At 35.2% G+C, this 22685-nt stretch carries 25 protein-coding genes; 6 read left to right on the forward strand and 19 right to left on the reverse strand.

Translation table 11 applies throughout. The features are described from left to right. The first annotated feature begins 568 nt into the window (after positions 1 to 568). The 4 genes from CIB29_RS08895 to CIB29_RS08910 all read left to right on the forward strand — a co-directional run bounded on the left by CIB29_RS08895 (position 569) and on the right by CIB29_RS08910 (position 3488). Positions 569 to 1096 carry a tryptophan transporter gene (locus CIB29_RS08895; RefSeq protein ID WP_094548851.1) on the forward strand — a complete coding sequence of 176 codons (528 nt, stop codon included), beginning with the start codon at positions 569 to 571 and terminating at the stop codon, positions 1094 to 1096. Positions 1097 to 1416: 320 nt separating this feature from the next. Next, positions 1417 to 1995: an LOG family protein gene (locus CIB29_RS08900; RefSeq protein WP_094548853.1), complete on the forward strand. Its 579-nt coding sequence runs from the start codon at positions 1417 to 1419 to the stop codon at positions 1993 to 1995. 501 nt (positions 1996 to 2496) lie between these two features. After that, positions 2497 to 3210 (forward strand): L,D-transpeptidase family protein, encoded by a 714-nt coding sequence (locus CIB29_RS08905; RefSeq protein ID WP_094548855.1) that lies wholly within the window; start codon positions 2497 to 2499, stop codon positions 3208 to 3210. Positions 3211 to 3296: 86 nt separating this feature from the next. Beyond that, positions 3297 to 3488 carry an H-type small acid-soluble spore protein gene (locus tag CIB29_RS08910; protein ID WP_094548857.1) on the forward strand — a complete coding sequence of 64 codons (192 nt, stop codon included), beginning with the start codon at positions 3297 to 3299 and terminating at the stop codon, positions 3486 to 3488. Between the two features lie 87 nt (positions 3489 to 3575). Here CIB29_RS08910 and mutY read toward each other — a convergent pair whose 3' ends face one another. Further along, positions 3576 to 4610 carry an A/G-specific adenine glycosylase gene (mutY, locus tag CIB29_RS08915; RefSeq protein WP_198543811.1) on the reverse strand — a complete coding sequence of 345 codons (1035 nt, stop codon included), beginning with the start codon at positions 4608 to 4610 and terminating at the stop codon, positions 3576 to 3578. A 250-nt stretch (positions 4611 to 4860) separates the two neighbouring features. On the opposite strand from mutY, the gene CIB29_RS08920 reads away from it, so the two are divergent. Then, entirely contained in the window at positions 4861 to 5304 is a 444-nt protein-coding gene (locus CIB29_RS08920) for a cell wall hydrolase (RefSeq protein ID WP_094548861.1), read from the forward strand. A 98-nt stretch (positions 5305 to 5402) separates the two neighbouring features. Further along, a complete protein-coding gene (locus CIB29_RS19195) occupies positions 5403 to 5918 on the forward strand; it encodes a hypothetical protein (RefSeq protein WP_242965127.1) in 516 nt (171 codons plus the stop codon). A gap of 41 nt (positions 5919 to 5959) precedes the next feature. On the opposite strand, the gene CIB29_RS08930 is transcribed toward CIB29_RS19195, so the two are convergent. From CIB29_RS08930 to CIB29_RS09015, 18 genes are all read right to left on the reverse strand, one after another. Continuing rightward, a complete protein-coding gene (locus CIB29_RS08930) occupies positions 5960 to 6187 on the reverse strand; it encodes an alpha/beta-type small acid-soluble spore protein (RefSeq protein WP_094548863.1) in 228 nt (75 codons plus the stop codon). A gap of 159 nt (positions 6188 to 6346) precedes the next feature. Continuing rightward, positions 6347 to 7309 (reverse strand): galactose-1-phosphate uridylyltransferase, encoded by a 963-nt coding sequence (galT, locus tag CIB29_RS08935; protein ID WP_094548865.1) that lies wholly within the window; start codon positions 7307 to 7309, stop codon positions 6347 to 6349. A gap of 360 nt (positions 7310 to 7669) precedes the next feature. Then, on the reverse strand, positions 7670 to 8134 hold the full coding sequence (gene flgN, locus CIB29_RS08940; protein WP_094548867.1) for a flagellar export chaperone FlgN: 465 nt from the start codon (positions 8132 to 8134) through the stop codon (positions 7670 to 7672). Between the two features lie 10 nt (positions 8135 to 8144). Continuing rightward, the gene (gene fliS / locus CIB29_RS19450) at positions 8145 to 8672 is read right to left on the reverse strand and encodes a flagellar export chaperone FliS (protein WP_278335837.1); all 528 of its coding nucleotides are present in this window, start codon (positions 8670 to 8672) and stop codon (positions 8145 to 8147) included. 10 nt (positions 8673 to 8682) lie between these two features. Then, a complete protein-coding gene (locus tag CIB29_RS08950) occupies positions 8683 to 9126 on the reverse strand; it encodes a hypothetical protein (protein WP_094548869.1) in 444 nt (147 codons plus the stop codon). A 43-nt stretch (positions 9127 to 9169) separates the two neighbouring features. After that, the gene (fliD, locus tag CIB29_RS08955; RefSeq protein WP_094548871.1) at positions 9170 to 10810 is read right to left on the reverse strand and encodes a flagellar filament capping protein FliD; all 1641 of its coding nucleotides are present in this window, start codon (positions 10808 to 10810) and stop codon (positions 9170 to 9172) included. 194 nt (positions 10811 to 11004) lie between these two features. Beyond that, entirely contained in the window at positions 11005 to 11193 is a 189-nt protein-coding gene (locus CIB29_RS08960; protein ID WP_094548873.1) for a hypothetical protein, read from the reverse strand. An 81-nt stretch (positions 11194 to 11274) separates the two neighbouring features. Then, on the reverse strand, positions 11275 to 11598 hold the full coding sequence (locus CIB29_RS08965) for a nucleotidyltransferase domain-containing protein (RefSeq protein ID WP_094548875.1): 324 nt from the start codon (positions 11596 to 11598) through the stop codon (positions 11275 to 11277). Next, on the reverse strand, positions 11595 to 11996 hold the full coding sequence (locus CIB29_RS08970; RefSeq protein WP_094549193.1) for a nucleotidyltransferase substrate binding protein: 402 nt from the start codon (positions 11994 to 11996) through the stop codon (positions 11595 to 11597). The genes CIB29_RS08965 and CIB29_RS08970 overlap by 4 nt, the downstream gene beginning before the upstream one ends. Positions 11997 to 12454: 458 nt before the next feature. Then, entirely contained in the window at positions 12455 to 13402 is a 948-nt protein-coding gene (locus tag CIB29_RS08975) for a dTDP-glucose 4,6-dehydratase (protein ID WP_094548877.1), read from the reverse strand. A 91-nt stretch (positions 13403 to 13493) separates the two neighbouring features. After that, positions 13494 to 14651 carry a UDP-4-amino-4,6-dideoxy-N-acetyl-beta-L-altrosamine transaminase gene (pseC, locus tag CIB29_RS08980; RefSeq protein WP_198543812.1) on the reverse strand — a complete coding sequence of 386 codons (1158 nt, stop codon included), beginning with the start codon at positions 14649 to 14651 and terminating at the stop codon, positions 13494 to 13496. Between the two features lie 35 nt (positions 14652 to 14686). Further along, entirely contained in the window at positions 14687 to 15739 is a 1053-nt protein-coding gene (gene pseG, locus CIB29_RS08985; RefSeq protein ID WP_094549195.1) for a UDP-2,4-diacetamido-2,4,6-trideoxy-beta-L-altropyranose hydrolase, read from the reverse strand. 19 nt (positions 15740 to 15758) lie between these two features. Further along, complete coding sequence (locus tag CIB29_RS08990) at positions 15759 to 16496, reverse strand: cytidylyltransferase domain-containing protein (protein WP_094548881.1); 738 nt, start codon at positions 16494 to 16496, stop codon at positions 15759 to 15761. Positions 16497 to 16604: 108 nt separating this feature from the next. Next, on the reverse strand, positions 16605 to 17651 hold the full coding sequence (gene neuB, locus CIB29_RS08995; protein WP_094548883.1) for an N-acetylneuraminate synthase: 1047 nt from the start codon (positions 17649 to 17651) through the stop codon (positions 16605 to 16607). A 188-nt stretch (positions 17652 to 17839) separates the two neighbouring features. Next, positions 17840 to 18757 carry an ATP-grasp domain-containing protein gene (locus CIB29_RS09000; protein WP_094548885.1) on the reverse strand — a complete coding sequence of 306 codons (918 nt, stop codon included), beginning with the start codon at positions 18755 to 18757 and terminating at the stop codon, positions 17840 to 17842. A 31-nt stretch (positions 18758 to 18788) separates the two neighbouring features. Continuing rightward, complete coding sequence (locus tag CIB29_RS09005; protein ID WP_094548887.1) at positions 18789 to 19925, reverse strand: glycosyltransferase family 4 protein; 1137 nt, start codon at positions 19923 to 19925, stop codon at positions 18789 to 18791. Positions 19926 to 20001: 76 nt separating this feature from the next. Next, complete coding sequence (locus CIB29_RS09010; RefSeq protein ID WP_198543813.1) at positions 20002 to 21015, reverse strand: glycosyltransferase; 1014 nt, start codon at positions 21013 to 21015, stop codon at positions 20002 to 20004. Positions 21016 to 21066: 51 nt separating this feature from the next. Then, entirely contained in the window at positions 21067 to 22617 is a 1551-nt protein-coding gene (locus tag CIB29_RS09015; protein ID WP_157910255.1) for a glycosyltransferase, read from the reverse strand. Between the last annotated feature and the right edge of the window lie 68 nt (positions 22618 to 22685).

Raw genomic sequence — 22685 nt, forward strand, 5'->3', positions numbered from 1 at the left:
CCCTCCAATTAGTTATTTTTTTCCATATATTAACTTTAGCTACTTTTATTATATTCTTCTTGATGATTATTAGTCAAGAAAACTACATTATTTTAAATATTAAAATAACTTTATTGAGTAATGAAACAAGTATAAAGACTAATATAATTTTCTATAGGAGGGATGTGAATGAGTAAAGAGAATGAAAAAGTGTATATTGCTACAAGAATTTTTGATAAGGAGGGAGAGAAAATAGAAGAAACTATTTATGAAACGATTATAAGGGAGCGGTGAAGATAAATAAAGAATTAAAAACTAATAAATAGAATTGAGCCATCACGTAAATGTGGGGCTCTTTTTATTTTAATATGATTTGTTAATATGGGAAAAATATATGTACAGTATAACACTGCTGGTAAAAGGTATTTCTGACTTTTTTATTGAAATATTGCTTTTTTGAAAATAGTATGTTAAAATTTATAGTAATTAAACCTACAAATCTTAAATGAAAGGAGCAGAGATGAGAAGAGTTGAGTTTATTGTAGGATTAATATCATACAAAATTAGTTGAGATGAGGAGAGACGAGTTATGAAAAATTTAAGAGATATTATTTTAGCTGGTTTATTGTTAGCTATCGGTTTAGTACTGCATTATATTACACCTGCCACTGGCACTCCTGTAAAACCCGACTTTCTTTTGGCAATGTTATTCTTGTGTTTACTGATTTTTGAAGATGTATCAGTAGGTTTTGTTGCCGGGATTGCTGCAGGAATTCTATCCGGGATTACAACCAGTGTACCTGGCGGACTCATTCCCAACATAGTAGATAAAATCCTAACTACTGCACTGTGCCTGGGCATTATCCGTGTATCAAGAAAATACATCAGTTCCTATATTCTTTCGGTAATTATTCCAATATTAGGAACTTTATTTAGCGGTTTTGTTTTCCTGGCTACTGCAATTTTGATAAAGGTACTTCCTTCCCAGGTTTTTGTTCCAGCGTTTTTAACCGCTGTAATTCCTGCAACTGTAGGAAATGTAATTCTTATATCAATTTTATTCGGAGCACTAAAACAAACTACTAAGTTATATAATAAGTCCAAAAAAGCTGCATAAAAATTTGTATACGTTTTAAAGGCCTTTTTGGTTATTACCAAAGAGGCTTTTATTGTTGCATAAATTCGCCGTAATAAAATGTGTCCTAAATGCCTCGGTAAATAATAAATGTTCTTTCCCAAAATTCTATTACTTTTCGTATTAACCTATATTTTCTTTTATGTTATACTTGTTTAAAAAAGAAAAAACATTTGCAGTAAATGCTGCCACTACAATGATATGTGTAACGAGGATAACTGCAGAAAAAACCGTACAGTTATTGTAAAAAAAGAAATACACAGCAGAATTAAATGGTTATCTTAAGGAGGGTAATAAGAATAATGTCCAATTCATTAAAAAGAATATGCGTTTTTTGTGGTTCTAGTTTGGGAAAAAATATTGAATACAGAAATGAGGCAAAAAATCTAGGCAAGGTTATGGCTTTAAAGAAGATTGATCTTGTCTACGGCGGCGGTAATGTAGGGTTAATGGGAGAGCTTGCCCGTTCAGTACTACATAACAACGGTAAAGTAACTGGAGTGATTCCAAAAAAACTCTATGATATGGTGGACCACATCGAACTATCCGATCTACATATAGTTAACGATATGCATGAAAGAAAAGCAAAAATGTATGAGCTTGCCGACGGTTTTATTGCCTTACCCGGCGGTATTGGAACTCTTGAAGAATTAGCCGAAGTTTTTACATGGTACCAACTGGGTTATCATTTAAAACCGATTGGTATATTAAATGTGAATAACTTTTTTGAAGGCCTTGTCCGATTCTTGGAACATATGGTCGCTGAAGGTTTTCTTAAAGAAGAACACCGTGATATTTTAATTGTTGACAAAAATCCCGAAGCATTGATTGGTAAAATGTTTGACCATAACGCAATCAATATTGACAAGTGGGTTAAATGAACCATGATAAAATAGGAACAGTAATTATATTGTTTTAATTTTTAAATAAGCTTTCAAAGATACTCCTGTATAACAAATATTCTATTTTTTCCAAATATATCTAAATAAAATTATACCCCAAAAATTAAAATATTCAACAATAAAGATATACAGAATAATTTCAACTGGAGGGAATTATTGTACTTGTGTTGTAATTAATCCGGCCTGCAAAACCTATATAGTTCACAGTTCACGGTTCACAGTAGTAAACGATTTAATAGCTTTTACTGTGAACCGTGAACTGTGAACTTATTGACTTTTTATCTGTCATGTAAAATCATTAGCAGTAAATATATACCAATATATTTATATAAAAAAAGAGCCCATGATGATTTACGCTATAAAATATAAAAACGGTTTCAGCATCATATGATCTCCAATTTTTTATTGCATCTTATTATTCTAAATTTAAAATCTCAAAATAAAATATATAAGGTATATTTTATTTTGGGGTGATGTGTATTGAAAAAAGTACGCTTTTTTTTGTTTGCTTTTATTGTTTTAACCGTTTTTATGTATATTATGACTAGTGAAAGTAATAAAAAAGAAGAATACATATCCTGGGAAGAAAAAATGCAATCAACCTTTTCACAAAAAAATCCTTATGAAATATATATAGATTTATCTGAGTACCGGTTATATCTGTTTAAAGATGGCGAAATTATAAAGAAATATCCTGTTGCGGGCGGAAAGGAAGATACACCCTCACCTTTCGGCGTATGGAAAATTGTTAACAAAGGAGACTGGGGCGAAGGTTTTGGCGGTTACTGGATGGGGTTAAACGTCCCCTGGGGGAAGTATGGCATACATGGCACCACCCGTCCCGGTTCTATCGGCCATAGTGCATCCCACGGATGTATAAGAATGTTTAACCAAAATGCTGAAGAACTGTGGAAAATAGTGCCTCATGGAACACCAGTCATTATTACTAAAGGTCCTTATAGCCCTTTTGGTGCAACCCCCCGCACCATCATCCCCGGCGACAGGGGTGCCGATGTAATGCATGTACAACTGATACTAAAGAAAAAAGGACTATATAAAGGTGCAATAGACGGAATTTATGGTGACGGTATGAAAGCCGCCGTATTTGCTGCACAAAAGCAATGCGGCATTGAACCGCATAACGAGATTGACAGGCAAACCCTTGAAGGCTTGGGTGTTTTTAAATTTGAATAAAAAAACAGTCCTAAATTTAGATTAATAAATAAATAAATAAAATCATACATATAATATTGTTGATTATAGCTTTAGGAGGCGAAAATATGCAGTTCGAGAGAGCAAGGGAAATCTTTTTCTCACCAAATACGATAGAAGTCCTACATCATGGCAAACCGGTTTGGATAACACATTTACACGCTAATAGAAACAGTGCAGAAGTGAAAAATATTGCTTCTAATGACACTACTATAGAAGTTCCGGTATCTGAATTGTCAGAAGGCCGGGTGCTGGGATAAAAATAAAGGTGGACACTGAGTGAAAAATAATGCTGCTTAAATAGCAGCATTATTTTTCAGCTTATCTTATTATAAAAAATAGTAAATTTACCATTCTATTTTCTCCCAAACTTTCTGATAAACCTTAGGAAGTGGATAATCATCGATATTCTCTCTCCCTACCCACCGATGCTCTTGATTAATCTGACCTTTATTTGCAGCCTTACACATATAAATATCCATATCCCAGTCCATATGGGTGAAGACATGCCGTGCCTTTCCCAGTTTCTTAATATGTTCAGGTTGTATATGCAATTCACTTAAAATCGATTCTACAGTGTGCTCATAGCCACCGGCATTTACTTCCTTACCGGGAACCCCCCACATTCCACCCAATAATCCATTTGAGGGATTTTTTGTAATTAAAATCTTATCGTCATATCGAATTACACAAAAGATCATATGCACTTGTTTAGATTTAACCTTTTTTGTTTTTATAGGCAGTTCATCCTGTATGCCTGTTTGCCGGGCTTCACAGTGGTGATACAGAGGACAGGCCAAGCACATGGGGGATACCGGAACACATATAAGCGCCCCCAGTTCCATCAGGCTTTCTGTAAAATCCGAAGCTCTTCCTTCAGGAATATATTCCTTCACCATTTTCTCTATCAGCTTCACTGTCTGAGGCTGTGCAATATCCTCTTTTATACTAAATACCCGGGAAAATACACGAAGTACATTGCCATCGACTGCAGGGTAGGGTAAATTATAAGCAATGCTCAAAATTGCTCCGGCAGTATAGGCTCCTATCCCTGGAATTTTTCTAACTTGCTCTATGTGGTCAGGAAAAACTCCTGTATATTGTTCCCAAATTATTTTTGCGCCTTTATGCAGGTTCCGGACACGAGAATAGTATCCCAGTCCCTGCCAGTATTTTAGCACTTCTTGTTCTTCCGCTGCAGCCAAATCTTCTACTGTCGGAAATCTTTCTATAAACCGGTTGTAGTATTCTATTACTGTATCTACACGGGTTTGCTGCAGCATAATTTCTGAAACCCATATTTTATAAGCATCCTTTGTCTTTCGCCACGGCAGGTCCCTTTTATTCTTTTCAAACCAATTTAATAGATTATCTTGAATCAATTTTTTGCTGTTAATGTTCTTTTCCCCCTTAGTGCAAAAATAGTTCATGGTTCATGGTTCATAGTTCTTAGTTCTCCGCTTCTATTTTAATCTCAATTTCAATCTTAATCTTAACCTCAAAAAATGTAAAGTGAAATATTTTACATAAATTATCTACATATAGTGTCAATTCCGTTACCATAAGAATATATTATTAATACAAGAAAATGAATATAGTATCCCGGCATTTAAACATAGGAGGTGAAAATACATGCCAATGTCTACAAGGGAGCTTTTTGCACGGATGATACGATGTGAAGCCGAAGGTGAAGGTATTGAAGGAATGAAAGCTGTTGCAACTGTAACCATGAACAGGGTACACATAGCCTATGGTGAATATCAAAGAATCTGTCAGGGCGATCTAAGAAAAGTACTAACGCAAATGTGTCAATATTCCTGTCATAAGACGATTATTGGTGGTCAACCTAATCCTCAAAACGTATGGAGTCTTCCACCGGAAGAAATTCACTATGAAATTGCCGATTGGGCTTTAGCAGGAAATAAAGTCTCTGTGGTAGGGGAATGCCTGTGGTACATGAACCCATTCAGACCGGAATGCCCGAGGTATTTCCCATATAACGGAACAGGTTACTGGCAAACAAGAATTAATGACCACTGCTTCTACAATCCCACATCGCTCTATGCACAAACATAAGATTTAGTCCAGGATTGAAACTTAGGCTTAATTAAAGATTATATATATGTTGCAAAAAAGGTTTTTTACAGATTAATTTAGTTTAGGAGGAGATTTTAATGTTTAATTATGCGCAACAACCGCCCAGACAATACTACCAAGTACCTGAAAGACAAGATATGATGTATCCCGAAATTCCTGAAACTTATAGACCAGTGGTACCGGGTTATCCTTCTGAGGGTATGCCTCCTACTGGCATGCAACCTGCTCCAATGTATCCGACTACCCCAATGTATCCAACCACGCCCACCTATCCTGGCTATCCTCAGGCTCCGGCATATGGTCCATACGGTCCTTATGGTCCAATAGGAATGCAGCCAATCATTCCTCCAAGTGTTGGTTTTGAAGAAGGCCCCCCTACTATAACTGATATAGGTTATATTCCAGCTTACCTTAAGACACAAATCGGCAGAAGGGTAAAAATAGATTTTTTAATTGGAACAAATACATTTATTGATAGAGAAGGTACTCTAGTAGATGTCGGTATCAATTATGTTATTATTAGAGAAGCAGAGAGCGATGATCTATTACTATGCGATTTGTACTCCATTAAATTCGTAAGGTTCTATTATTGATGAAAAAATCGGCTTGGCAAGCCGATTTTTTTATTATTATCTTACTTCATCTGCTGTTCATACATTTGGACCATTCTTTTTACCATTTCTCCACCAATAGGTCCACCCTGTTGTCCATTAATTTTTGCCGGAACGTCTCCCTTATAGTGGTCATTATTTTCCTTTACAAATTGTAAATGTCCTATCTCCTGAGCTACTTCCATCTTAAATCTTGTCATGGCATCATAGCTCTCTGGGACTAACAATCTTGATTTTCTTGATCCAGGCATGATTTATCACCTCAATTGTATATCTTTTCACTAGTTAAAATTCATTTTTCTAATGTTATTTTTTTATCGCTGCGATTATAGTATTTGCGAATTTTGGACTTTTTTACATAGTAAATACTGTCGTATTTCCCGGGAAATTCACACATAACGTTTTTCTGCCTATTTTTTTGTCAACAATTGAGTGACCTCTTCCGGCGAAATAGTAGTGATGCAGGTTCCGGTAGCTATCTCAAATCCTGCATGGTGAGACACTCGAGGAACCAATTCTATATGCCAGTGGTAATGCTTGCCTGTAAATTTGTATGGGGCAGTATGTAGAACAAGGTTATAGGGAAATTCTCCCAATGTCTTTATCATCATTTGCATTGTATTTTTAAAAATATCCGCGAGCGACATTAATACTTGATCACTTGCAAAACAAAACATTTCCTGGTGCTCTAAAGGAATCATCCACATTTCATAAGAAAACCGGGGTGCAAAAGAAGCTACGGCAACAAAATGATCATTTCTACAAATCATTCTTTCCCGGCAGTCCAATTCTTTTTTTATAACATCGCAAAATATGCACCTGCCTTCATTTTGATAATATTTTAGAGCTCCCTCCATTTCCTGCTCTATCCTTTGAGGTACAAAGGGAAGTGCTACAATCTGGGAGTGAGAATGCCGGAGGGAAGCGCCGCCGTTTTTGCCATGATTTTTAAAAATCTGGACATACTTTATGTCATTTAGCTGCGAAAGTTCAATAAATCTTTTTTTGTATACAGACAGTACATCAAATATTTTGTCGGTATTTAGATGATGTAGTGCTTCGCTGTGGAAACGTGTTTCTATCACAACCTCGTGTATACCCGTCGCTTCGCATGTCGAATAAAATAATGTATTCTCATCCATTAAACCATCCTGCGCACATACCGCAGGATATTTGTTGGGAACCACCCGCAATTCCCATTCACCGTCATTTTCTATCCTCATGATTTCATTGGGCGTCATATGTTCATTTCCGGGACAAAAGGGACAAAGGCTCTTATCATCCTGTTCACCAAATTGATAAGGCCGTCCGACCCTCTCCTGTGCAATAATCATCCATTCCCCGGTCACTACATCTCGTCGGAATTGTGACACAGCAAAACCTCCAGTTTAGATCAATTAATAATTGTTCACAGTTCACGGTTCACAGTAAAAGCTATTAAATCGTTTACTACTGTGAACTGAGAACTGTTAACTGTGAACTATAGAATGTGACTTGGGGACGGGTATCACGCACATTTGATTTTTAATGTGACATGAGAACCGTCCGAAACCACTGAAAAAGTCCGATTTAACAGGATTCTGTAAAATCTTTTTTGCAACATATATATTTATTAGTATAGCATTTGGTAAAGGGAAATAAAACTATAAAGTTTGATTATTATATCCGTAATAAGGCGAGAATATTTATTTAACTAAAAGCAACAAGTAAAAAACCCCGATGTAAATAACATCTCAGGGTTTGTTCTTTTTATAATCATTCATTCTCTTGTACCGGGTAATTTGATCCTGCTTGCTAGCCATAGACTGATTTAATGAAACCATCATGTCAAGGAGCATCTTTTTATATGCATCTTTATTTTGCAGTTCCATAAGCTTTATTTTTTCTGCTATTTCCTGTATCGCTTTTATTGTTTCCTGCATTATCTTTAAATCCATATGTTTAGAAAGAATTTGTGGAAAACTGCTCCCTATAGGAGACTTTTTAGCTAACTCGTAATGCTTATTAAACAATTCATCCAGTTGGTTGGTTTTTTCAATAAGTGCCTGTTTATCCTGGCTTAAGGATAAAAAATCATTCAGCTGTTTTTTAGCGATAGCCTCTGACTGTTGGTAGGTCAATTGATATATCTTCTGTAAAGCCACATGCTTTTCTTTTATAATATCTAATAGTTGATGTGAAAGGGATTGAATATCCATGGCCTATCTTTTAACCTTTTTTGGCTGATTTCATTGCTTTTGCCCATGTGTCACGAAGTTCACGGGCCAATGAGATCATTTCCCTTATAATATTGGGATCTTTCTTAGTATTTGCCTGCAATAAGGAATTAAATATAAAATCATAGATACTGTATAAATTTTGGGCTATAGGGTACTCCATATTCAACGTGCTCATTAGCTCAGTAAAAATGTCTTGTGCTCTTACAACAGCATTATGGGCTTTTTCAACCTGTTTCATTTGTATAAAAATAATTGCCTGATTCATAAATTTAATAGCACCATCATAAAGCATTAATGTGAGCTCCTCAGGAGTTGCTGTCATCACGGCAGACTCGAGATATTGGTTAGGCTTGACAACATTCGTGCTGGATGGCCTGCTTTGTACACCATTTGGCAATACAGTATTTATGATAGGCGCAGCCTGATTTTCACTCTTGTCATTTCCCTTTATTTCCTTTTTGATCTGTGAATTTTTAGCAAACTTTTGGTAAGCAGCATAAGGGTTGTTCATTGCCATTCATTACACCTCATTTTCCAATTTTCTTATCAAAAAAATACCCATAAGCTTGTATACCAGATTTGAAATAACCTTCTGTCAGTGCTTTTTTCCCGATATTCATTTGATGAATAGATTGCTCGGCTTCCCTTTTCTGTTTCTTTAACTTATCAATATTTTCCTGATCTATTACATATATTTCTTTTAATTTTGATTGAATTCTTTCTTTTATCCCGCATATTTCCATGTATTCTTCAGTATCATGCCTGATGCCGGACTGGTATTCGGTCATGACATTATCAATCACGTCAATTTGATCCATCAGGATTTGTCTGCCTTCCAGCAGGGAAGCCAAAAGAGATTGATCGCTGTTGGCAATTGCAGCAGCCTGATCGTTTGTATTGTCAGCCATTTGTTCTAATAGGTTCATTTTTTGTATTAACAAATTAAGATATTGGTTATTTTTTGATTCCAAGATACACAACCACCCATGCCATCATTTATTGTTATATTAGTCATCAGCCCATCTGCTGGCTAATCCATGCCGATTGGCTGTTCATCCTGCTTAACGCTTCTTCCATTGCCGCAAATTTTTGATAGTACCTCTCTTCTTTTTCCTGCAATTTCACAAGCAATGTGTCTATTAATGAATCTTTTTCTGCAATAGCGGTGTTCATAAGATTGTTTGTATCTGTCAAATCACCGGCAATTCCGGCTTTTTCAAGCAGTATCCCTTTTTTGCCACTGCTGTCCCTTGTTGTTCTTATATTATTTTCAATGATATCATACAATCTGTATATAATCCCGTTTTCCTCATACCTCTCTTTTCTTTGTACAGCTGTCAAATCCGGAGAATAAGCAACATCCGACTCTTGTGTAAAAAGTTGGATCACCTGTTCCGGCGAATTTTTAATAGCCTCTTTCAATTTATTTTCATCAATGATAAGTTTGCCCATATCCTGGTATGACCCAGTGGTAATACCAATCGAGGCCAAATTATAGGACAGTTTTGTGTTTGAATCGCCGGAAGTGGTATATATGCTATCATACATGGCTCTTCGCATGTCATTTGTGATATTCCCCAATATGCTGTCACGATAAAGCATCCCGGCTTTTGCTTTTTCTTCCCACAGTTTTATGTCATTTTCAGTCATTTCTTCTTTTTGCGCATCGGTAAGCGGCGGATAATCCCTGTTTCTTTTCTCGTTATACTCATTGTTAATGGTACTTATAATTTCATTATATTTATCCACAAAGCCCTTGATAAGATTATAGATTCCATCGGTATCCTGTTCCAATGTAATGGTAGTACTTGCCCCGGTTTTACCTTTTAACGTATAAGTAACGCCGTCGATTGTAAAAGTATTGCTCTTGCTGGTGGACGTTTTGCCGTCCAGAGTAAAACTGGCATCCTTTCCTCCGGTAAGCTTATTATCTACGAGGTTAAGCCGGGTCGCCGAAACAAATCCGCTCCCGTTATCTGTGACAGTGATGTTATTCCCTGAAAGCCCCGTTTCCTTTGCATTAATGGTAAATTTATCCAAAAATGGGCTATAACTCATTTTAACGCCTGCATTGCTGGAATTGACCCGGTTAATGAGTGTATTCAGCGTCTCATTTTTTTTGGCGGTAATGGTTACTCCATTAATGGTAAGTGTCAGTTCATCATTATTAGCACCGCCAAAAGTAATCGAACCGGCAGTCAATTTTGCACTTACCGTTTCCAATGTGTCATTCAGGCTGATTGTACCGTTGGCCCCTCCACTGACCGCCGCACTGCTCTCAGCTTTTGCCGCCTCTGCAATTTCACTAACGGTAAGCGTGTGACTTGTACTGATAACTCCGGCGCCTCCTATGGCTGTAGCCACATCAGGATCTGAAGAAGTCTCATCATATTTTGCATAAGCAGACTGGGATCTCATATTCGTCTCAGGCTTTAATATGTCAAAGTATTCATCTTTAAAACTTCTTAAAAGATTTGTAATAGACCGGTAATCCTCTTTTTTCCATTCAAGAAGCTGCTTCTCCTGCTTAACCTTGTCCACCTTCATCTGTTCAATCTGCATTAGTTGTTTAATGATGCTTTCAGTATCTATTCCTGATGAAAGTCCCGTAAGCCTGAGCGTTGTATTATACACACTGGATATGCTGCTTGCCATTTGATACCCCTCCTTGCGGTCGTATTTTTCCATTGATTGTCTGGAAATTTTAAAATTTTTCCTCTTGATTTATTTATCGGAAATTGTCATAAAAAGTTTAGTACATATTAACCCCTATGTTCCCATGAGTTCTGCCCGTGACTTCTAGTCTTTACAGGATTTTTTCACTGGAGTGATGTTTGAATATGGAGTACTCATAATTCCTGTTCGTCCTTATCGTCAACATCTCTACCGTTAGAAATGTTACTTGCGTTCTTGCTAATCTCAACATATCTTGAAAGCTCCTCCTCAAGATACTGCAAAATCAAAAAAATCATCTCAGACGGGTTCTTGCCGTTGGTGTGATAGCTTGTAAAGCAATCATAATAAAGCTCATATTTCATTAGTACTGCATAAATATATGCAGTTACTCCAGAGGCTTACCCGGAATCATTAATACTATCAACAATTCCGTTTTTATCCCGTCATTTTAAGTCGGTGTGAATATTTTCGTAAAATGTTCTACCATAAGTGTCGATGTGAGCCTTTAATGAATCATGTTTTAAAGATTCATAATGGACTACGTCAAAATAATAAGGCAAGGGCAATTCTTCATTAAGCATAATACTTAAAGCATTTACTGTATCTATTGTTATGTTTGTACCATATATAACCAAGTCTATATCTGAACCCCTTTTATAATTTCCCATAGCTCGACTCCCAAAAATCGCAGCCTTTTCAATCTCTGGCCATCTAGACAAGGCATGAATGATTAATTCAAAACTCTTTTGTGATATACCAAATCTCATATTTTCTCTCCCAAATCCTTGTATACCTGAGTTATAGCTTTGTAATAACTATTTTTAATTTTTGTAACTGCTAATTTAAAACGCTCTTCATCATATGTATGAGCCATGAGATTTCGTTTTTCTAACATATCCATCCAAACATCTCCATCTTCAATTAATCCATAGTGAAAAGCTGCTTTGATAACTTCTCTAGGGAAGTTTGCTGAAACCTCTTGGGATTCCAGATAATCCTTTAATGTTTTCCATGCTAATTCAAAGGTATACTCAAATCTCTGGATAAGTCCTTCCTTTTCAAGAACACTTAAGTTTTCAAAATCCAAAATTGCTGAATGGAACTGACTATATGCCTTTTTAAAATTTTCAAATCTCTGTCTCCATCGGATATCTTTTTGGTTCATTCTTTTTTCTGCTCCTTTACCAATATTAACGACCCATTGCGTTTTACTAGATGGGTGTTTAGCCATCAGCCCCCTATTCTACTCGGTTTTCAGAAAGAGTTTTTACAACTTATTCTTGTCATCATCAAGAATTATATAAATTTTACATAAAAGCCCTGACAAGTCATGTGAAATATCTAGTGCGTTCCATATAGATTTGTATTTATTATATACAAAATTGGCTTGCTAACGCAAGCCTACCATTATTACTCTTGGATTAGAATATTACCTTTGTGGTATTCTGTCTTTTTATCCCTTAAAAAAATCCTTTATTGCATTACAAGCATCTTTTAATGCTTTCTTAGGTATTTGTGCTAAAACTTCATTTAGCCATTGATATTTTTTATTACATTCCTTACTTCAAGAATTTTGCCGGATTTTTAGCAAAATTCAAGAACTGTCCCCGGTTTAATACATATCTAAATAAGCTTATAATTTTCTTTTATCCATCGTTCTGTCTTATAAATCCCTTCTTCCAAACTTACCTGCGGTTCCCAGTTCAAAAGTTTTTTAGCCTTCTCATAGTTACAAAGAAGTTTCATAATCTCACTTTGAGGATGTATATGAGGAACATGTGTTATTTTCTCTCTATCCTTTGCAATAAGCATTGCAAGCTCATTGATAGATATGTCTCTTCCCAAACCTGCATTGAGAATTTCTCCATTTGCTTTATCCGAGTAACCTGCTTCCACTACAAACCGTGCACAGTCTTCTACATATAAGAGATCTCTTGTCTGGGTCCCGTCACCATAAATATTTAATACTTCTCCCGATAAATATCTTTTGATAAAGATAGCCACCACACCACCTTCACCACCTGTTTTCTGGAATGGTCCATATGTATTAAAGGGTCTTACAACTACTGCAGGTAATTTGTATGCATACCAGTAAGAAAGCACCATATTTTCTCCTGCAATCTTGCTTCCGGCATAAGGAGAAACCGGCTTTATGGGATGTCTTTCTGTAATCCCATTTTCGTCGGTGGCCCTGTCATATACCATACATGTACTCATAAACACTATCTTTGCATCATATTTTCTGCACTGTTCCAGTACGTTAAATGTCCCTACCGCATCGTTTTCAAATGTAGTCCTGGGGTCATCAATACTATCCTGTACATTAATACTGGCTCCCAGGTGGTAACAAATATCAAACCGGTTTGTAAATAACTTGTCCAGTACATTGATATCTTTAATATCACCTTTTACAAACTCCATAAAATTTTTATGATTCATGAATTCCGAAATATTTTCAATCCTGCCGTTGGATAGGTCATCTAATATCCAGACCTTATGTCCATCATCTAAAAGTTTTTTAACAACCCATCGTCCGATAAATCCTGCACCACCGGTTACTAATATATTCAAGCTTATCTTCCTTTCTATCACTAAATTTCTTAAATTCACAGGCGACCTGCAATTGCGAATTACAAACTATTTTATTCTAAAAAAACAGGTATTACCCTATTCTATATTTACCGACGATTTCTTTTACACTCTGTATAACATATTCTACATCTTCGCTTTGCATCTTAGGAAACAAAGGAAGGGTTATCATCCTATCGTAAAGCTTTTCGGCATGAGGACATAGACCCTTTTGATAGCCGAGTTTTTGGTAATAGGGATGGTAATATACTGGAATGTAATGCACATTTACCCCTATATTTCTACTCCGTAACTCTTGAAAAATCTCTTTTCTTCCTACTGCTAACTTTTGTAATTCCAGCTGTATAATATATAAATGCCAGGCAGAAATAGTCTGTGGAAGTTGATAAGGGATAACGATTCCTTCTATATCTTTAAAAGCATCGTTATATTGTTTTACATACTTCCTTCTCTTTTCCAAAAATAATTCCAGCTTTTTCAACTGACTTATACCTAAAGCAGCCTGGAAATCTGTAATCCTGTAATTATATCCTAAAAAATGCTGTTCATAATACCATGGCCCTTCATCCTTCGTCATTTTTTCAACATCTCGCGTAATTCCATGGGTTCTAAATATTAGTAATTTCTCATATAATTCTTTACTATTTGTTGTAATAGCTCCACCTTCACCCGTCGTGATGTGCTTAACAGGGTGGAAGCTAAAAGTAGTCATATCTCCGATGCTGCCGATTTTTTTTCCTTTATATTCGGCACCTAGTGCATGGGCGCCATCTTCAATTACCATTAAATCATATTCTTTTGCAATCTTTATAATCTCGTCCATGTCACAGGGTTGCCCGGTAAAATGCACTGGAATAATTGCCTTTGTCTTCTTGGTAATCTTTTTTCTAATTTCATCAGGATGAATATTATATGTAGCGGGATCAATATCTGCAAAAACAGGTTTTGCTCCCATATATAGGACACAATTGGCTGAAGCTGCAAATGTTATAGGTGAAGTAATTACCTCATCCCCTTCTTGAATGCCCGCTGCAAAACAAGCCGCATGAAGTGCTGCAGTACCATTGGCTATGGCTACTGCATACTCAGCTCCTGCCACCTCTTTAAGCTTTTCTTCAAATTGCTTTATCTTAGGGCCAGTAGTGAGATAATCACTCTTTAATGTTTTAATCACCGCCTGAACATCATCCTCATCAATCCACTGTTGTCCATAAGGAATAAAACTTCTCATACTTTTTCTCCTTACCAAATTAAACTTAAGATGCATCAATCTACTATAGCTCGTGCCAGAATTTCTCTTGCAACCCGCTGCGTGCCGTAGCCGTCTACCACCTTTTGATTTTGATTGGCTAAATAACATCTTCTATTATAATCATTGCATAAGGACTTTAATTGATTTATAAAAGGTTTCTCTTTCAGTTGATGATACCAGCCTAAAGATTGCATATAACCGAGTTCATCAAATTTTTGGACTAACTGCTCCTGGTTGTCTGCCATGATCAATGCAAGAGCAGGTGTACCGCAGGCACATAGCTCATAAAGTGTACTTCCTCCTGCGGATATGGCTATATCAGAACAGAGCATAATCTCTGACATGTATTTTACATTCTGATATAAAACTAAATTGGAATAATGCTTACTCAATTCTTCCAATTGCTCAATATTTTTAAATCCTCCGCCAATGACCACATTTAATTTAATATTTTTAAAATATTCATCCCTTAGAATCCACTGTGCTATTTTGAGACTCAGATGATATGGATCTGTTCCACCCGTGGTAATCATAATTTCTTTTACTTCATGATTTATAATTCTTTTAGGAAGATTCCTGAATTCATCCCGTATAAGGTTATATTTCAGTCCTAAAAGCATTAATTCATTGTCGGAATATTTTATATATTTTTCATATTCCCCGGTAAGATTTCCATTGATAAGAATATCCACAGGATATACAAATCTGTTTAAATCATCGATGTATGCTATTCTCTTAAGATGAGGCCTTAAAGCTTGAAAATACATCTCGTCTACCAAATAAGTATCGACAATTAATAACTCTATATCATACTTGGCGATAAGACAGATTAGTGCGGATGTTTCCCAATAAAAGTCCGATATTCCTATGTCATTTGAAGACGTTTCATGAGCTAACCGAATAACGTTAAAGCTCTCATCCGATATCTTGTTAATACCTTCCTGTATCCTGCTAAAAAAATATATTGCACATCCTGCATTTCTAAACTCTTTCGCCAGGGATATACAACGCATGACATGCCCCATCCCGATTTCAATGCCGCCATCTACTCTAAAAGCGATATTCATAGGCTTCACCCGCTGACTGCTATACATGCTTTTGTACAATATCCTGATTAATAGACGCTACCTCCGGATGGGCATCAAGATATCGAATAATTTCATCAACGGTAAAGTAGCTTCCTTCTTCATAAAGACCATTATAAATATTAGAAACTACCTCAAAATCTTCAGGAGTATCTACACATAAGCGATAATGTGGTCTTCTCCATTCTTCCTTGGCCACCAACTTTGAAACTGAAAATATCTCAGGATGTCTATACATATACAAAGTCACATGCTCCCTATACATCTCTTTATGAGCAAGTTGGTTAGCTTTCATTAAAGCTTCTTTAGTGAAAATCTCTGCATCAAACCCCCTTGCAAAAGTGTCAGGAACATCTACTCTCATGTAATCTACGTTACTACTTACAAATTTTTCTGCCAGTTCATCAATTACTTCCGCTGAAACCAACGGACAATCACCTGTTACACGAATGATGTAATCTCCTCCAATAGCTTTTACTGCGTCTACATATCTTCTTAGGACATCTTCCTCATTTCCGCGGAACAAAACAGCATCTGTATTTTGAATTTTTTGAGCTAAAATATCATTTTCAGTATTTGCAGATGTTGCGACTATAATTTTATCAATGGTTCTAGCCTTTTTTAACCTTTTAACAATGTGTTCAATCATCGGGATTCCGCAAAGTTCCTTAATAACCTTTCCTGGTAAACGCTCTGATCCTATTCTAGCCTGTATAATACATACTACCTCTTTTTTCATGCTAGCAGCCCCCTTACGCTTATGTATTGAACTACTTCCCAATCGTTTTTAGTAACTCTTCAAATCTATGTTCATATTCCACTTGCTATCCATTTATATAAAAATCATTCATATCTTATCCCATGTAATTGGCTCATTTTTTTTAATATCATTTTGTGCTACTCTTCCTACCACGATATCAAAATATTTGGGCATAAGCCCTATTCCTGGCCGTAAAACAGCAAGCATATCTTCTGTAATGATAGTACCTTTTGGAATGTCTGTCTTTGCAAAGATGCTTCTTCTTCCTCGTCGATGATGTATTTCTTCTACTTGTGCTAATGCTTTGACAGGGGAACCGATAGCTTTTTCCGTATCCCTGATGGCTTTTACCATAGCCTTTAACTCATGCGGTTCTATGGCAAATTTATGGTCCGGTCCTTTCAGTTTGCGGTCCAGTGTAAAATGTTTTTCAATCACTTTAGCCCCCCTGGCAACTGCAGCAATGGGAACGGTCATGCCTAAAGTATGATCTGAATACCCTATAGGGACCTGAAATGCTTGTTTCATAGTATCCATCGCTGCAAGATTGACTTCTTCCACAGGCATAGGATAGCTGATACCGCAATGAAGCAATACGACTTGTTCATTCCCCTGTCCATAAATAGCCTGTAATGCCTCTTCAATTTCCCCCATTGCAGCCATTCCTGTTGATAAGATAATTGGCTTTTGTTTTTTGGCAATATATTTTAAAAAAGGAATATCCACCATCTCAAAAGAAGCAATTTTGTAACATTCCATACCTAATGCGTCCAATTCTTCTACTGCATCATAATCAAAAGGTGTGGATAAAAACATGATTCCTTTTTCATCTGCATACCTTTTCAGTTCGGTCTGCCATTCTCTCGGAAGTTCCAACCCTTTATACAACTCAAAAAGGGTAGGTACTCCTTCATATTCCTGTCCCAATTGCATAATAGGATGAGAAATATTCGCCGCTATCTTGTCTGCCGTAAAGGTCTGAAACTTCACAGCATCCGCCCCCGCTTCTACAGCCACATCGATGAGCTTCTTAGCCTGTCCCAGATCCCGGTCATGATTGCTGCCTGCTTCGGCAATGATAAAACAGGGATAAGTGTCTCCTATGAATCTATTACCAACTTTTATCTTTCTCATATATTCTCTCTCCTATCATAAGTTCCTTTAAAATATATCTCGTACTACAAAATTACTTTAGCTTATTTTAAAAATTTTTCTACCTCATACAGGTTTCGAACTATAAAATCAGCCTCATAATCTTCATTTAAAAAAATATTTACAAAATTCATTATATAAAGTATCATCCAGGTCAAATACAATTCCTTTCATATAAATACCGCCTCATCATATCTGAGCATGGTAATTTCTTTGAACTGACCAATCAAAGGTTCTACCTTTTCCCCCATTGCCATCTTCTTTAAAATCGTTCCATAATCCACTCCTGCCTCAAAGGTTAAAGGAACCCCTCCACCTACTCTGGGATTAATCTCTATAAACTTAATATCTCCCTGTGCTGTCTTGATACACTGTATTGTAATAGGGCCTATCGCCCCCAGTTTCTCACATACATCTACTGCTGCATCAATGATTGCAGCATCCTTGCATGTCCTGGATTTTGATACTTCTCCAGCCCTGACTTCCAACCGTTCTCTTGGAACAACTGAAACCGGCCTGCCGTCCATGCCGCAAATGCAGTCTATTGTGTACTCTTTCCCTTCTACAAATTCCTGAACAATAGGGTTTTTTATCCTGTTAAAATAAAAATACAATTCCTCCGTATTGTTTGCCTTAAAAGCTTGCTGGCTTCCCATTCCTGTTCTGGGCTTTATAAACAGGGGAAAATTATATCCTTCTTCCAAGGATATATAACTTTTGGGAGTGTTGATATCATTATCTAAAAAGAATTTATATGTTGCCCATTTGTCGTTGCATGTAGCCAATACGGTTTTATTAGATAACATTAAAAAAGTTCCTATAGCTTTTAACTGCTTGCGATAAGCATCTAATAAAATAAATTCTTGCTCATATAATGGAAGTATAATATTAACTTTTTCTTTTTGACAAATGTCAAGTAATTTATCAATGTATGAGTCCTCACTAAATCTTACAGTCTGATAAAAACTACTTACAAAAAATCTTGCAGGTACAAGTTCAGAACAATCTATTCCAATCACTTCAAAGTGCTTTCTTAAATGTTTTATAAGCTGAACCCTTTTCCCTATAGCAGTAACCAATAATCGCATATAAAATCCTCTATTCTTAACGAAAGGTTATTTATCTGGAAACTAAATCCAAATACAAATTATTATAATTTTCTATCATTGCTTTTGTCGAAAAACATTTTTCATAAAACCCATAGGCAACCTCTACTAAAAAGTTAGTATCTTTTTTTAAAGTAGATAGAACTTGTCCTAAAATTGACATTAGCGAAGTAGCATCATTAGCTTTAAACAAATATCCAGTATGTCTATCATCAATAATCTCTTTAAATATAGGAATATTACTTGCAATAACAGGCACTTTTTCTCTAAAAGCTTCTAATACGGTAAGTGGTAACCCTTCACTATTGGAAGGCAAGACAAGGCAATCAAATTCTCTTAAATATTTGCTTGCATTTTGTTTATAACCATAGAACTTTACAAATTGTTCTACTCCATATTGTGCTGCACGTTCTTCTAAAACAGGAATTAAATCGCCTTCACCAATAAAAACACACACTGCCTTATGCGTCTTAACAATTTGATTAAACACATCTAATAAAAGAGATTGGTTTTTTCGTTCACAAACCGTACCGATACATCCAATAACCTTAAACCCTTTTTCTTTAAAACTTTTTATCTCTAATAATGTTTCATCACTGCCGCCAACATCTACATTACTTTCAGTTACACCATTATAAATAACTTTAATTTTTTCCCTATCTACTCCTTTTTCTTCTAAAAGATTTTTATCACTTTTGGAGACAGCCACAATCTGATCCAATCCGTTCATAATGATTATATCCATTTTTTCATGTAAAAGAGATTTATTAGTTCCCCAACCGTGCATTGTCTGGAGTACAGGAATATATTTCCTTTTGCCGGACCTTGCAATTACCCCGACAAACCCAGGAATTGCTGCATGAGCATGAATTATATCAATATTATTTTTATAAATTATATCTCTTGCTGCTCCGGCGACTTCAAGATTAAGATGAAGTTCCCGTTTGAACATAGAATCTATTTGATATATGCATACACCATTATCTTTTAGACCTTCTATGTATTCATCGTAATTACAATATCCGGGCTCTGAAGTTTTGCCTGTAATGACCGTTACATGATACCCCATATTATGTTGGGCAAGTGCCAGTTCATAGATAATCCTGCCGGCCCCCCCCTGTAAAAAGGTTGTTAAATGTAATATATTCAATGGTAGACCTCCAAATACATAAATATAATTAACCCATAGTTCCTAACTGCAGTTTACCAACTCTATAATAAATTCGTTATGAAAAAACGAAATAGTTTTTGTTTCTTTTTAGTCCATTCTCATTTAAAAAGCTTATTATCCGTTCTCTCTCTATATTCCACATAGTAATAATTATATCATCACTTGTTATATTTCTCATAACTTCCTCAGGAGAAATAATAGGCAATCCATTCTTATTTTTCCCCCATGAGGTTTCATCAAAGTCAGTGAAGCATTTTACTATAGCTTGGTATTTTGGATCCCTCAATTCTTCTTCTAAATATCCTGCAAATTCTTTTATCCCCCAAATAATAACATTCTTTCTATTTTGAACATTTAAAAAGTTATTTTTTATAAATTCTAATTTGATTCTTAAAGAGACTTTGACTTGTTCTGTTCTTTTGACTTGACTTATTCCTTCATTTGGCGTAAATCTACATTTTACTAATATTTCCGGTATTTTATGCACTTTAAAGTTTCGAGTTAGCAGCCTACTAACAATCTCATAATCTTCTGCAGGGTAATACTTTTCATCATAGACTCCAATGATGTTAAAAATAGCTTTCCTAAACATTAATGTAGGATGGGCAAACATTGCCATAACGGTATAATTCTCTTTAATATCTTCATAGTTGCAAATACAATTGGAATAGTCCTGAAATCTTAATATCCCTTCGCCAAGGTTACCTTCTTCACAAAACATTTCAAACTGTGAACCCACAGCAACATAATTCATATTTGAATCCAGAAATTTTACCTGTTTCTCGATTCTATTTAATGTACATATATCACCACAGTCCATTCGTGCCACATATTCACAATCATTATCCAAATGATTAATTCCTTCATTTAGTGCAGCAACAATTCCTTTTTTGTTAGTGGAATTAACAATTTTTATCTTTTCAGTTCTGTCCCTGTGACTGTTCAATATATTTAAAGTATTGTCATCAGAATGGTCATTTACAATAATAAACGTGAAATCTTTATAAGTTTGATTTAAGATATTATTTATAGTGCAATTCAATAGATTTTCACCATTATATACCGGCATAAGTATATTAACCTTCAAAAATATCACCTTACTTTTTAGTTGTTTATAAAGCTAATGTATTAAATTATTTATATCTTTAATGATTACATTTATGTCAAATTTATTTTTAATAGTATCATACGCAGTTTCCTGCATCTTTTGAAGCATATTTTCGTTATTGACACATATAGTTATGTAATGGGCTAGTTCTTTGTAATTACCATCTTCAAATAAGAAACCATTTTTATCATGCTCAATTATCTCAGGAATCCCACCTACATTTGAACATATGCATACTTTTGACATTGCCATCGATTCAAGTATACACAGCGGCAAACCTTCTGTATGTGAAGATAACACAGTAATATAACTGCTATTTAATATATTATCTATATCGTTCCTAAATCCCATAAAACTTACATACTTGCCCACACTAAGCTTTTGACTTAATTCTATCAATGTATTTTTTTCAGGGCCATCTCCTATTATAAAAAATCTTAATTGGTCTAAAGTATCTTTATCTATACAGCTGATTGCTTTTATAAAAACATCCACACCTTTTTCAGCAGATAATCTGCTTATACACACTACGTTCTTTTTATCTGTATTCATTTCATCTATTACCTCATAATTTTTTCTTTTTATATTGTTGACATCTATAGAGGATCCATAGATTACTCTTATTAAATGTTCTTTTATTCCTAATTCATGTATATTATTCCTGACCGAATTACTTACCGCAATAATGGAATGGTAAAAATCTGAGAATAATCTCAACTGCATGCCTACAGGCTTATTATTCATCACTTCGTAAAACACACCATTATTTATTTTTATGATTTTCGGCACTTTAGCGAAGATTGAAGCTAAGGTAGCAGGCAAAATTGTATCTGCACCTGCTATTATAACAGCATCTGGCTTTTCTTTCTTCATTACTTTTTTGATATAATAATAAAAATTAAAGCTGCAAGCTTCATTATAAACTTTTTCCCTATGCAAATATGTTACTATATTACTCTCTCTGTACATATTATATATTTCACCATTAGTATCACATACACAAATAACTGTATAGGCTTTGGATAAACAATTTCCCCATTCATACAATAAAGTCTCTACTCCACCCATCCCATAGGTGTTATTGATAAACATAATCTTCTTAATTTGTTCAGGTTGAGTTTTAGTACACTTTCGATATAATTTAAGAAAAGCATTCAATACTGGTAAGATTTTTATTTCATAAGTATAATAAAATTCTATAAGCTTTTCTTTAAAGGTACACTTATAAGTTACTTTTTCAAGCCGCCGATTATATATCTCTTTTTGGTAAACTTTTATCTTTGAAAATAATACCCTTAAATTTTCATAATTGGTTCCGTAATTATTACTGTATGCACCTATTAAATAATCTATTTTTTTCTCCTTTATTATTTTTCGAACCTGCCCAACTACTTTATAAGCACTAATTCTTATATCGTCTTTTTCAAAATAAAGTTCTTTGGCAATACTAGAAAATGTACCTCTATTTTTGGGAAAGGTCAATACATATACATTATCTTTATTTGCAATTTGTGATACTACCTTCTTAATCACTTGACTTGAAGCTGAATGAATAACCAACACATTCAAAGATAGCTACATCCTTTCAACTTAATTCATAAGAAAGTCATTTTTCTTTAATTCGATTAAGA

The sequence above is a fragment of the Petroclostridium xylanilyticum genome, from assembly GCF_002252565.1.
In the GTDB taxonomy this organism is placed as follows: Bacteria; Bacillota; Clostridia; order SK-Y3; family SK-Y3; genus Petroclostridium; species Petroclostridium xylanilyticum.

Bases quoted from the DNA above. Each gene is read 5' to 3' on its own strand.
- CIB29_RS08895 (WP_094548851.1), top strand. From the start codon at position 569: ATGAAAAATTTAAGAGATATTATTTTAGCTGGTTTATTGTTAGCTATC.
- CIB29_RS08900 (WP_094548853.1), top strand. From the start codon at position 1,417: ATGTCCAATTCATTAAAAAGAATATGCGTTTTTTGTGGTTCTAGTTTG.
- CIB29_RS08910 (WP_094548857.1), top strand. From the start codon at position 3,297: ATGCAGTTCGAGAGAGCAAGGGAAATCTTTTTCTCACCAAATACGATA.
- CIB29_RS08920 (WP_094548861.1), top strand. From the start codon at position 4,861: ATGCCAATGTCTACAAGGGAGCTTTTTGCACGGATGATACGATGTGAA.
- CIB29_RS19195 (WP_242965127.1), top strand. From the start codon at position 5,403: ATGTTTAATTATGCGCAACAACCGCCCAGACAATACTACCAAGTACCT.
- CIB29_RS08930 (WP_094548863.1), bottom strand. From the start codon at position 6,187: ATGCCTGGATCAAGAAAATCAAGATTGTTAGTCCCAGAGAGCTATGAT.
- flgN (WP_094548867.1), bottom strand. From the start codon at position 8,134: ATGGATATTCAATCCCTTTCACATCAACTATTAGATATTATAAAAGAA.
- fliS (WP_278335837.1), bottom strand. From the start codon at position 8,672: ATGGCAATGAACAACCCTTATGCTGCTTACCAAAAGTTTGCTAAAAAT.
- fliD (WP_094548871.1), bottom strand. From the start codon at position 10,810: ATGGCAAGCAGCATATCCAGTGTGTATAATACAACGCTCAGGCTTACG.
- CIB29_RS08960 (WP_094548873.1), bottom strand. From the start codon at position 11,193: ATGAAATATGAGCTTTATTATGATTGCTTTACAAGCTATCACACCAAC.
- CIB29_RS08965 (WP_094548875.1), bottom strand. From the start codon at position 11,598: ATGAGATTTGGTATATCACAAAAGAGTTTTGAATTAATCATTCATGCC.
- CIB29_RS08970 (WP_094549193.1), bottom strand. From the start codon at position 11,996: ATGAACCAAAAAGATATCCGATGGAGACAGAGATTTGAAAATTTTAAA.
- pseC (WP_198543812.1), bottom strand. From the start codon at position 14,651: ATGAGAAGTTTTATTCCTTATGGACAACAGTGGATTGATGAGGATGAT.
- pseG (WP_094549195.1), bottom strand. From the start codon at position 15,739: ATGAATATCGCTTTTAGAGTAGATGGCGGCATTGAAATCGGGATGGGG.
- CIB29_RS08990 (WP_094548881.1), bottom strand. From the start codon at position 16,496: ATGAAAAAAGAGGTAGTATGTATTATACAGGCTAGAATAGGATCAGAG.
- neuB (WP_094548883.1), bottom strand. From the start codon at position 17,651: ATGAGAAAGATAAAAGTTGGTAATAGATTCATAGGAGACACTTATCCC.
- CIB29_RS09000 (WP_094548885.1), bottom strand. From the start codon at position 18,757: ATGCGATTATTGGTTACTGCTATAGGGAAAAGGGTTCAGCTTATAAAA.
- CIB29_RS09010 (WP_198543813.1), bottom strand. From the start codon at position 21,015: ATGCCGGTATATAATGGTGAAAATCTATTGAATTGCACTATAAATAAT.